The sequence below is a fragment of the Streptomyces sp. NPDC096311 genome (genome assembly GCF_044763085.1).
Classification (GTDB): Bacteria; Actinomycetota; Actinomycetes; order Streptomycetales; family Streptomycetaceae; genus Streptomyces.
In genome coordinates this window covers 553305-563762 of the sequence record NZ_JBIWFN010000002.1, presented here as the reverse complement: position 1 = coordinate 563762, position 10458 = coordinate 553305, and the positions used below count along the sequence as shown (strand labels likewise).

The following is a 10458-nucleotide window of genomic DNA, read 5'->3' as shown; positions in this document are numbered from 1 at the left end:
GTTGGGGGGGTGGGGGGGGGGGGGGGCCCCCGGGGGGGGGGGGGGGCGGGGGGGGGGGCGGGGGGGGGGGGCGCCCCCCCCCCGCCACTCGGAGGCGTCGGAGCGCCCCGAGGTGTCCACCTCGGCACGGCGCTCGATGCCCGCGAATCCGCCCGTGCGCCTTACCTGAATACGCATGGGTCCTGTCTAGTACGAGCCGGGCGCCGAAGCTACGACGTCGGCACCCCGACCTGTTCCCAGGCCTTCGTGACGGACTGGAGCTCCTCGCCCTCGCCGTACCGGCTCCTGGCCTGGGCGACCGTCAGCTTGGCGAAGTCGGAGAAGCTCGCCTGGGACGGGAGCTCGCCGCCGGTGAGGACGTCGTACCAGATCTGCCCGGCGCGCTCCCAGGCGTGCCCGCCGAGGGACTGGGCGACCAGGTAGAAGGCGTGGTTGGGGATGCCGGAGTTGATGTGGACACCGCCGTTGTCGCGGCCGGTCTTCACATAGCCGTCCATCGTCGCGGGCTGCGGGTCCTTGCCGAGCACGTCGTCGTCGTACGCCGTGCCGGGCTCCTTCATGGAGCGCAGCGCCTTGCCGGTGACGCGCGGGGCGAGCAGGCCCGCGCCGATCAGCCAGTCGGCGTCCGCGGCGGTCTGGCCGAGCGTGTACTGCTTGATCAGCGAGCCGAAGACGTCCGACATGGACTCGTTCAGAGCGCCCGGCTGACCGAAGTAGGTGAGGTTCGCCGTGTACTGGGTGACGCCGTGGGTCAGCTCGTGGCCGATGACATCGACCGGGATGGTGAAGTCGAGGAAGATCTCGCCGTCGCCGTCGCCGAACACCATCTGCTCGCCGTTCCAGAAGGCGTTGTTGTAGTCGACGTCGTAGTGGACGCTCGCCGTGAGGGGGAGGCCCTCGCCGTTGACCGAGTTGCGGGCGTAGGCGTTCAGGTAGAGGTCGAAGGTGGCGCCGAGTCCGGCGTAGGCGCGGTTGACCGTGGCGTCCTTGCCGGGCTTGTCGGCCTCGCCGCGGACCTTCTTGCCCGGCAGGTCCTGGTGGTGCCTGGCGTCGTAGATGGTGCGCTGCGGCTTGTCCGCGGGCGCGCCCTGGGGCGGGGCCACGGTGGGCGCGCCGATGACCGTGGTCAGCCGGCGGTGGGTGCGCTCGAAGGCGTCGCGCTCCAGGGTGCGGCGCGCGGGCCCGGCGAGCGCGGGGTCCTCGTGCTGGGCCAGCGTGTCGAGGACGTGGGGCGGCACGATGGTGCAGAAGACAGGCTCGAAGCCTGCCGGGTTCGCGGTCATGCCCGGCACAATTGCACTGAGTGACTCCGCTGTCACTACCGGCGACCAAGATTGTGTGAAATGCGGCGATAAGGAGCCCATCGGTCCGCTCTTCAGTGGTAAAAGGGCTCACTCTGAGTGCTACGCCACACTTTTTGTCCCTTTTCTTCCTTATGTGACCACGATCCCGCATACTGATACAGCCCTCCGGAGAGAGTGAGGCTCGGCTAGGCTGCGGAGCATCATGCGTATCGGGCTGCTTCTCCTTAGCTGCCGCGGCGAGGGCCTGTAGTCGAGGCCGACCCCCTCCCCGCGGAGTTCGGCGTTGCGCCGTCGGCCGTCCTTCCGGACACCCTCTGAGGAGCCCACGCATCATGCCGAACTTCCAGCAGTCCACCGCCATGCCGGTCCACAAGTACGGCAAGTACGAGCAGGTGGACATCCCTGACCGCACCTGGCCGGACCAGCGTGTCACCGTCGCCCCCCGCTGGCTGTCGACGGACCTGCGGGACGGCAACCAGGCGCTGATCGACCCGATGTCCCCGGCTCGCAAGCGCGAGATGTTCGACCTGCTCGTGACGATGGGCTACAAGGAGATCGAGGTCGGATTCCCGGCCTCCGGGCAGACCGACTTCGACTTCGTCCGTTCGATCATCGAGGACGAGACCGCGATCCCGGACGACGTCACGATCTCCGTACTGACCCAGGCCCGCGAGGACCTGATCGAGCGCACGGTGGAGTCCCTGGTCGGCGCCAAGCGCGCCACGGTCCACCTGTACAACGCGACGGCCCCGGTCTTCCGCCGGGTCGTCTTCCGCGGTTCCAAGGACCAGATCAAGCAGATCGCCGTCGACGGCACGCGGCTGGTCATGGAGTACGCCGAGAAGCTGCTCGACGAGCGGACGGCGTTCGGCTACCAGTACAGCCCCGAGATCTTCACCGACACCGAGCTGGACTTCGCCCTGGAGGTCTGCGAGGCCGTCATGGACGTCTGGCAGCCCGGCCCCGGCCGCGAGATCATCCTCAACCTGCCCGCCACGGTGGAGCGTTCGACGCCGTCCACGCACGCGGACCGCTTCGAGTGGATGTCGCGCAACCTGTCCCGCCGCGAGTTCGTCTGCCTGTCCGTGCACCCGCACAACGACCGGGGTACGGCCGTCGCCGCCGCCGAGCTGGCCCTGATGGCCGGCGCCGACCGCATCGAGGGCTGTCTGTTCGGGCAGGGCGAGCGCACCGGCAACGTCGACCTGGTCACCCTGGGCATGAACCTGTTCTCGCAGGGCGTCGACCCGCAGATCGACTTCTCGAACATCGACGAGGTCCGCCGCACCGCCGAGTACTGCAACCAGATGGAGGTCCACGCCCGTCACCCGTACGTCGGCGACCTCGTCTACACCTCCTTCTCCGGCTCCCACCAGGACGCCATCAAGAAGGGCTTCGACGCCATGGAGGCGGACGCCGCCGCGAAGGGCGTCACCGTCGACGACATCGAGTGGGCCGTCCCGTACCTGCCGATCGACCCGAAGGACGTCGGCCGTTCGTACGAGGCCGTGATCCGCGTCAACTCGCAGTCCGGCAAGGGCGGCATCGCCTACGTCCTGAAGAACGACCACAAGCTGGACCTGCCGCGCCGGATGCAGATCGAGTTCTCGAAGATCATCCAGGCGAAGACGGACGCCGAGGGCGGCGAGGTCACCCCGAGGGACATCTGGGCGATCTTCCAGGACGAGTACCTGCCGAACCCCGGCAACGCGTGGGGCCGTATCCAGGTCAAGGCCGGCCAGACCACGACCGACCGCGACGGCATCGACTCGCTGACCGTCGAGGCCTCGGTGGACGGCACCGACACGGTCCTGACCGGTACCGGCAACGGTCCCATCTCCGCGTTCTTCGACGCCCTGCAGTCCGTCGGCATCGACGCGCGCCTCCTGGACTACCAGGAGCACACGATGAGCGAGGGCGCCTCCGCGCAGGCCGCCTCGTACATCGAGTGCGCGATCGGCGACAAGGTCCTGTGGGGAATCGGCATCGACGCGAATACGACACGCGCGTCGCTGAAGGCCGTGGTCTCCGCGGTCAACCGCGCGGCCCGCTGAGGACTTTGACCGGCACTTTCGGGGCCCTGTCCGCCTTTTGAGGCGGACAGGGCCCCGTCGTATACCGGCCAATCGCCGTGGAGATCACGGAAAGGTCTCGTCCAAGGTACTGACTCCGCCTCAACAATGTGGCTAACATCACGCCAGCGCGGCGATGTTGCCGCGGCCTGACGGAGGTGTGCGAGCGTGCTGCCAGGATGGGGACGAAACGGTCGTGCAGTGCAGATTTCCCGCATCCTAGGCACCCGTACCGCGTGGACCACCATGGGGGACGGCGAGTTCTTCTGCCCGGGCTGCGGGGGTGACCGCAACTACCAGCGGCTCACCGGCCGGCGCCGCTTCACCCTCCTCGGTGTCCCGGTCCTGCCGCGCGGTGACACGGGGCCCGTCGTCGAGTGCGCCGCCTGTGGCCGCCACTACGGCGCGGACGTCCTCGACCATCCGACCACCACCCGCTTCTCGGCGATGCTCCGCGACGCCGTCCACACCGTCGCGCTCGCCGTGCTCGCCGCCGGCGGCACCTGCTCCCGTACGTCCCTGGAGACCGCGGCGACCGCGGTGCGTTCGGCCGGCTTCGACGACTGCACGGAGGACCAGCTCGGCGCCCTCGTCGAGGCGCTCGCCGCGGACACGGGCCGGATCTTCGGGGAGCCGTGCGGGGCGGGCCTCGCCATAGAGCTGCACGAGGCCCTGGATCCGCTGGCGCCGCACCTCGCCGCGACCGGCCGTGAGTCGATCCTGCTCCAGGGCGCCCGGATCGCCCTGGCGGACGGCCCGTACACCCCCGCCGAACGGGACGTCCTCGCCACCGTGGGCGCGGCGCTGACGATCTGCGCCGACGACGTGACGCGACTGCTGGCGGCGGCGCGCACGCCCTCGTAGCGAGGGGGCGGGAGTGACGGTCGGTGACTCGGGGTACGGTATGAGCAACACACCGTAACCGGGCCCTCGTGTTGCGCGGGGGAGAGCGGGGACCGCCCTGAGTCGCAGCCTCGTCGCCGCCCTGGCCGTTGGCCTCCTCGCCTCCGGCGCCGGTGTCGCGTCCGCCGCCCCCGGCCCTCGTACCGGCTGCGTCTCCTCCGTGCCGTACTCCGCGGGCGAGGGCGGCTACGACACCTACCGCATCCCGGCGGTCGTCACCACCCGCGCGGGCACGGTGCTCGCCTTCGCCGAGGGGCGGTACGACGGCGCGGGCGACAGCGGTCACATCGACGTCGTCCTCAGACGCTCCTTCGACGGCGGCTGTACGTGGGGTTCGTTGCGGGTCGTCACGGCGGGGGCCGGGGACACCCGGGGCAACCCGGCGCCCGTCGTGGACCCGCGTACCGGCCGGATCGTCCTGGTCACCTCCTACAACAGCGGCGCGGTGACCGAGGCGCGGATCATGCGGGGCGAGGTCACGGCGCGCCAGGGCCGCCGCGTCTTCGTCCAGACGAGCGGCGACGACGGCGTGCGCTTCTCCGCTCCCCGGGACATCACGGCGGAGGTGAAGCCGCCGGGCTGGCGCTGGTACGCGACGGGCCCCGGCCATGCGATCGCCCTGCGCCACGGCCCGCACGCCGGTCGTCTGGTCGTCCCCGCCAACCACTCCGCCGCCCCGCCCGCGGGCTCGGCCGACACCGGCCGGGAGGCCAAGTACTACGGGGCGCACGCGATCTACTCCGACGACGGCGGCCGTACCTGGCACCTGGGCTTCACCGACCGCACCTACGACGGCCGGGTCGACGCCAACGAGAGCGGCGCGGCCGAACTCCCCGACGGACGCCTGTACTTCAGCGCCCGCGACGAGGGCGGCACCACTCCCGGCAACCGCCTGGACACCTACTCCAGCGACGGCGGCGAGACCCTGGACCGCCCCTACGCGATCCAGCCCACCCTGGACGACGTCCCCGTCGTCCAGGGCAGCGTCCTCCAGCTCCAGGGCGCCCACGCCCCCTTGCTCTTCTCGGCCCCCTCCGTACCCACCGCCCGCCGCGCGATGACCCTCTGGCGCAGCACGGACGACGGCGCCACGTTCACCAGGGCGACGACCCTCTCCTCCGCCCCGGCCGCCTACTCGGACCTGGTGGACCTCGGGCACGACCGGATCGGCATCCTGTACGAGACGGGCTCGGCACGGCCGTACGACAGGATCGAGTTCCGGCGTCTGCGCCGGCCGGCCTAGAGCAGGCCCGCCCCCGCCAGGTACTTCCCCACCCGTTCGACCTCCGCCTCCGACAGGGGCACCTGCGGCTCCGCGGTGGCCGGGCAGGCGATGACGCCCCGCAGGTGCAGTGCCGCCTTGAACGCCCCGAGCGCCGACGAACCGCCGCCCATCCGGGCCGGGTCCCCCACCCCGACCATCCCGAACAGCCCGCACAGCCGCTCCTGTTCGGCCCGCGCCCGCTCCCAGTCACCCCTTCGGCAGAACCGGTCGAGCCGTACGTACCCGTGCGGGTCGACGTTGGCGAGACCCGGCACGGCCCCGTCCGCCCCGAGGGCGAGCGCGGAGTCGACGACGAGTTCGGACCCGGTGAGAGTGGTGAAGCCGGTGAGGTCGGGGTGGGCGCGGGCGCCCGTGACGACGGCGCGGAAGGCGGCGAGGTCGCCGCTGGAGTCCTTGAGGCCGCTCAGCACGCCCTCCGCGGCGAGGGACAGGACCAGCTCCGCGCCCAGCTTGGTGTGGACGGACACCGGGATGTCGTAGGCGAAGACGGGCACGGACGAACGGGCGGCGACCAGGCGGAAGTGGCGCACGATCTCCGCCGGGTGGGTGCGGGCGTAGAAGGGTGCGGTCGCCACGATCGCGTCCGCGCCCGCCGCCGTCACATACGCCACATGGTCCAGCACCCTCGGCGTGGTCATGTCGATCACCCCGGCCAGCACGGGGAGCCGGCCGGCCGCACGGGCGACCACCGTCTCCACGACCAGCTGCCGCTGGGCGTCCGTCAGGAACGCCGCCTCCGAGGACGAACCAAGGACGAAGAGGCCGTCGACGCCCCCGTCCACGAGGTGGTCCACGAGCCTGATGAGCGAGGGGACGTCCACCTCACGGTCCGGTGTCAGGGGCGTGCAGACGGGCGGAACGACACCGGTCAGCGGGGCGGGGATCGGCATGAAGGCTCCCTCGGGACGATCAAGGCTGCTGCTGGGCGGGGATGTCGGCCACGGCGGGCGCCGCGGACACGGCCTGGGCCACCAGGTCGCGCGTCGACTGGTCCTCCTCCACAGGATGGTGGCACCGGAAGCGGTGGTCCGGCGTCGACGCGGCCGTGAAGTCCGGCATCACGCTCACGCACTCCCCGTCGGCCTTCCAGCAGCGGGTGCGGAACGGGCAGCCGGTCGGCGGGTGCGTGGCCGAGGGCACCGGGCCCACCAGCGGGATCGGGTCGATCGGGTCCAGGAGGCCGGGCGTGGCAGAGAAGAGGGCCCGGGTGTACGGGTGCCGGGCGCGGTCGGTGACCCGGGCGGCCGGGGACTCCTCCACGATCCGGCCGAGGTACATCGTGATCACCCGGTCGCTCATCCTCCGTACCGTCTGGATGTCGTGCGAGACGAAGACCAGGGCCAGGTTCAGGCGCTCCTTCAGGTCCAGCAGGAGGTTGAGGATCTGGGCGCGGACCGAGACGTCCAGCGCGCTCGTCGGTTCGTCCGCCACCACCAGGTCCGGGTCCAGGGCCAGGGCGCGCGCGATGGCCACCCGCTGACGCTGACCGCCGGACAGCCGGCCGGGCAGGGCGTCCGCCAGGGCGCGGGGGAGGCCCACCAGGGACATCAGCTCCCGCACCCGGTCGTCCCGTTCCCGTGCCGTGCCGCGCCGGTGCACGTCGAGGGGGTCTCGCAGGATCCGGCGTACGGGCAGGCGGCGGTTCAGGGCCGTCGACGGGTCCTGGAAGACCATGCCCGTGCTGCCGCCGACGGACGCTCGTCGCTCGGCGGGCCGCATCGACCACAGGTCACGGTCGCGGAAGCGCACGGTGCCGGACGTCGGCCGCTGGACGCCCACCAGCACCTTCGCCAGCGTCGACTTCCCGCACCCGGACTCGCCGACGACGCCGATCGTCTCGCCGGGCGCGATGGTGAGGTCGGCGCCGGTCAGGGCGTACACCCGGTCGCGGGTGAACAGGCCGCCGGAGCGGGCCTTGTGGACGACATGGGCGTCGGAGAGGGTGATGAGCGCGTTCACTGGACGGCCTCGCTCTGTGCGGTGATCAGATCGACCGCGGGGTGATGGCACGCGGCCGTGTGGGTCCGGGTGCCCAGCAGGCCGGGCGCCGTCGTCCGGCACACCTCGCTCGCCAGCGGACAGCGGTCGGCGAACCGGCAGCCCGCCGGGAAGTCGGCGGGGGCGGGCACGACCCCCTTGATCTGCGTCATCCGTTCGGCCGCCGACTCCAGGGACAGGACGCTGCCGAGCAGGCCGCGCGTGTAGTGGTGGGCCGGCGCCTCCACCAGGTCCGCCGTCACGCCCGTCTCCACGATCTGACCGCCGTACATCACCACCACGCGGTCCGTGACGTCCGCGACGAGGGCCAGGTCGTGCGAGACGAGGATCAGCGCGAAGCCCAGCTCTTCCCGCAGCTTCAGCAGCAGGGTGATGATCTGTGCCTGGACCGTCACGTCCAGGGCCGTGGTCGGTTCGTCCGCCACGATCAGTTTCGGGCCCCGGGACAGGGCCATCGCGATCAGGACACGCTGGCGCTGGCCGCCGGAGAGCTCGTGGGGGTAGCTGCGCAGGGTGCGGCCGGGGTCGAGACCGACCAGAGCGAGCAGCTCCGCGGGGGTCTGTCTGCCGCCCCGGCGCACCAGCTGCTTCAGCTGCGCCCTGATCGTCATCGCCGGGTTCAGGGACGACAGCGCGTCCTGGTAGACCATCGCCATCTCGTGGCCCAGCAGACGGCGTCGTACGCGCATCGGCTCGCCCACCAACTGGCGTTGATCGAACCGGACATGGCCCCGGACCCGGGCCCCCTTCGGTTCCAGGCCCATCACCGCGAGCGCCGTCAGCGACTTGCCGCAGCCCGACTCGCCGACCAGACCCAGGACCTCACCGGGGTGCACGTCGAAGCCGATGCCGTCGACGATGTCCACCCCGCCGTGCCGGGCGTCGAAGCCGATGACGAGGTTCTCCACGGAGAGGACGGGCCGGCCGGTGGGCAGGGGGCGGGCCCGGGAGCGCAGGCGGGCGGCGGCCTCCGTCAGACCGGGCAGTTCGAGGACCTCTCCGCTGCCGGGTTCGGGCGTCTCCAGCCGGTCACCCGCGGTCGCCGTCGCCGCCACCTCCCGTGCCACGGGCGCCGCCCACGCGTCCGAGACGCCCTCGGAGAGGATGTTCAGCGACAGTACGGTGATCAGCATCAGCAGACCCGGGAAGACCGTCGCCCACCAACCGCCGGTCAGCACCATGTTCTTGCCGTCCGCGATGACACTGCCCCAGGACGGGTCGGGCGGCCGGACGCCCGCGCCGATGAAGGACAGCGAGGCCTCGAAGACGATGGCCTCGGCGACCTGGACCGTGCAGAACACCAGCACGGGGGCGGCGCAGTTGACGGCCACGTGGCGCAGCACGATGTGCGGGGTGCGGGCGCCGATCACCCGTTCCGCCGTCACATAGTCCTCGCCGTACTGGTCGAGGACGTTCGCGCGGACGACCCTGGCCACCGACGGGGTGAACAGGAACGCGATCGCGCAGATCAGCACCGTGATGCCGCCGCCGAAGACGGCGACCAGGACGGCGGCCAGCGCGATGCCGGGGAACGCCATCACGACGTCCAGGCAGCGCATCAGCGTCTCGTCGACGGCTCCCCGTGAGGTCGCGGCGATCGCGCCGAGGAGCGCGCCGACGACGAGGGCGAGCGCGGTGGCGCCCAGGCCGATCGCGAGGGACCAGCGGGCGCCGTACATCAGCCGGCTCAGGATGTCCCGGCCGAGGCTGTCCTGCCCCATCCAGTGGCTGCCGGAAGGGGCGCCGGTGCCGTCGACCTGCGGTTGCTGGTCGAGCGGGTCGTGCGGGGAGAGCAGGGGCGCGAACACGGCCAGCAGGACCACGAGGGTGAGGAAGCCGAGGGCGATCCGGGAGAGGACGGGCAGGCGTCGCAGTCGGATGCCGGGCCGGGCGAGGCCCTCGGTGAGACGTCGGCGGGAGAGCGGGGGGATCGTCACGTGGCATCCCTCAGTCGCGGATTGACCAGCAGATACAGGATGTCGATGGCGAGGTTCACGACCACGAACCCGGTGGCCGTGGTCAGGACGACGCCCTGGACGACCGCCGGGTCGCCGTTCTTCACGGCGTCGATCATCAGCTTGCCCATGCCGGGGAGCGAGAAGATCGTCTCGATGACGACCGCGCCGCCGAGCAGATAGCCGACGCGCAGGCCGAGCACGGTCAGCGGGTTGATCAGCGCGTTGCGGAGCACATTGCGGCCGACCACGACCACCGGCGGCAGTCCGCTGCCGATGGCCGTCCGGACGTAGTCCTTGTCTAGTTCCTCGACCACGGCCGTGCGCACGATCCGGGTGAGCTGGGCGGCGACCGGGAGGGACAGCGCGAAGGCGGGGAGCGTCATCGTCTTCAGCCAGCCGCTCAGCGAGTCACCGGGGTTGATGTATCCGCCGGTCGGGAACCAGCCGCGGTCCACGGCCAGGTACTGGATCATCAGCAGCGCCAGCCAGAAGCCGGGCGCCGCGACCCCGGTCAGCGACACGACCCGGATGACCTGGTCGGGCAGTCGGTCGCGGTGGATCGCGGCGGTGACCCCGCCGAGCAGCGCGAGCACCACCGCGATGGCGAGGCCGAGGAAGGTGAGCTGGAGGGTGAGCGGCAGTGCGGTGGTGACCTGGTCGACGACCGGCGCCCGGGTCAGCGCGCTGGTGCCCAGGTCGCCGTGGAGCAGATCGCCGATGAAGTGGACGTAACGCACCGGGAGAGGGTCGAGCAGGCCGTTCTGCTGCCGGAAGTCGTGCAGTTGCTGTGGAGTGGGGTTGGCGCCCTGGAAGAACGCGGACGCCGGGTCGACGTCCGAGAACCGCATCACCAGGAACACGAACAGCACGATGCCGAGCATCAGCGGTACGAGCAGGGCGACACGGCGGGCCAGGATGCGGACGATGGCCGTCATCTA

The 10458-nt window shown here is 71.3% G+C and carries 8 protein-coding genes; 3 read left to right on the top strand and 5 right to left on the bottom strand.

The features are described 5' to 3' along the window. Nucleotides 1–209 precede the first annotated feature (209 nt). On the bottom strand, nucleotides 210–1283 hold the full coding sequence (locus ACIRA5_RS07170) for a M4 family metallopeptidase (RefSeq protein ID WP_403688180.1): 1074 nt from the start codon (nucleotides 1281–1283) through the stop codon (nucleotides 210–212). Nucleotides 1284–1636: 353 nt separating this feature from the next. Between ACIRA5_RS07170 and leuA the strand changes: the two genes are divergently transcribed. From leuA to ACIRA5_RS07155, 3 genes are all read left to right on the top strand, one after another. Continuing rightward, nucleotides 1637–3358 carry a 2-isopropylmalate synthase gene (gene leuA, locus ACIRA5_RS07165; protein ID WP_403688178.1) on the top strand — a complete coding sequence of 574 codons (1722 nt, stop codon included), beginning with the start codon at nucleotides 1637–1639 and terminating at the stop codon, nucleotides 3356–3358. Nucleotides 3359–3544: 186 nt separating this feature from the next. Beyond that, nucleotides 3545–4240: a TerB family tellurite resistance protein gene (locus tag ACIRA5_RS07160; RefSeq protein ID WP_403688176.1), complete on the top strand. Its 696-nt coding sequence runs from the start codon at nucleotides 3545–3547 to the stop codon at nucleotides 4238–4240. 97 nt (nucleotides 4241–4337) lie between these two features. Further along, nucleotides 4338–5522 carry an exo-alpha-sialidase gene (locus ACIRA5_RS07155; protein ID WP_403688632.1) on the top strand — a complete coding sequence of 395 codons (1185 nt, stop codon included), beginning with the start codon at nucleotides 4338–4340 and terminating at the stop codon, nucleotides 5520–5522. Here ACIRA5_RS07155 and ACIRA5_RS07150 read toward each other — a convergent pair. The 4 genes from ACIRA5_RS07150 to ACIRA5_RS07135 are packed head-to-tail and all read right to left on the bottom strand — an operon-like array spanning nucleotide 5519 to nucleotide 10455. Then, nucleotides 5519–6454 (bottom strand): dihydrodipicolinate synthase family protein, encoded by a 936-nt coding sequence (locus ACIRA5_RS07150; RefSeq protein ID WP_403688174.1) that lies wholly within the window; start codon nucleotides 6452–6454, stop codon nucleotides 5519–5521. The two genes, ACIRA5_RS07155 and ACIRA5_RS07150, sit on opposite strands and share 4 nt — an antisense overlap. Before the next feature lie 19 nt (nucleotides 6455–6473). Then, complete coding sequence (locus ACIRA5_RS07145; protein WP_403688173.1) at nucleotides 6474–7523, bottom strand: oligopeptide/dipeptide ABC transporter ATP-binding protein; 1050 nt, start codon at nucleotides 7521–7523, stop codon at nucleotides 6474–6476. After that, nucleotides 7520–9499, bottom strand: a complete 1980-nt coding sequence (locus ACIRA5_RS07140; RefSeq protein WP_403688171.1) for a dipeptide/oligopeptide/nickel ABC transporter permease/ATP-binding protein — start codon at nucleotides 9497–9499, stop codon at nucleotides 7520–7522. Before ACIRA5_RS07140 ends, ACIRA5_RS07145 begins: the two co-directional genes overlap by 4 nt. Continuing rightward, on the bottom strand, nucleotides 9496–10455 hold the full coding sequence (locus ACIRA5_RS07135; protein ID WP_352046147.1) for an ABC transporter permease: 960 nt from the start codon (nucleotides 10453–10455) through the stop codon (nucleotides 9496–9498). Before ACIRA5_RS07135 ends, ACIRA5_RS07140 begins: the two co-directional genes overlap by 4 nt. Between the last annotated feature and the right edge of the window lie 3 nt (nucleotides 10456–10458).

Excerpts from the sequence above, each read along its gene's own strand:
- ACIRA5_RS07170 (WP_403688180.1), bottom strand. The coding sequence starts at position 1,283 with ATGACCGCGAACCCGGCAGGCTTCGAGCCTGTCTTCTGCACCATCGTG.
- leuA (WP_403688178.1), top strand. The coding sequence starts at position 1,637 with ATGCCGAACTTCCAGCAGTCCACCGCCATGCCGGTCCACAAGTACGGC.
- ACIRA5_RS07150 (WP_403688174.1), bottom strand. The coding sequence starts at position 6,454 with ATGCCGATCCCCGCCCCGCTGACCGGTGTCGTTCCGCCCGTCTGCACG.
- ACIRA5_RS07135 (WP_352046147.1), bottom strand. The coding sequence starts at position 10,455 with ATGACGGCCATCGTCCGCATCCTGGCCCGCCGTGTCGCCCTGCTCGTA.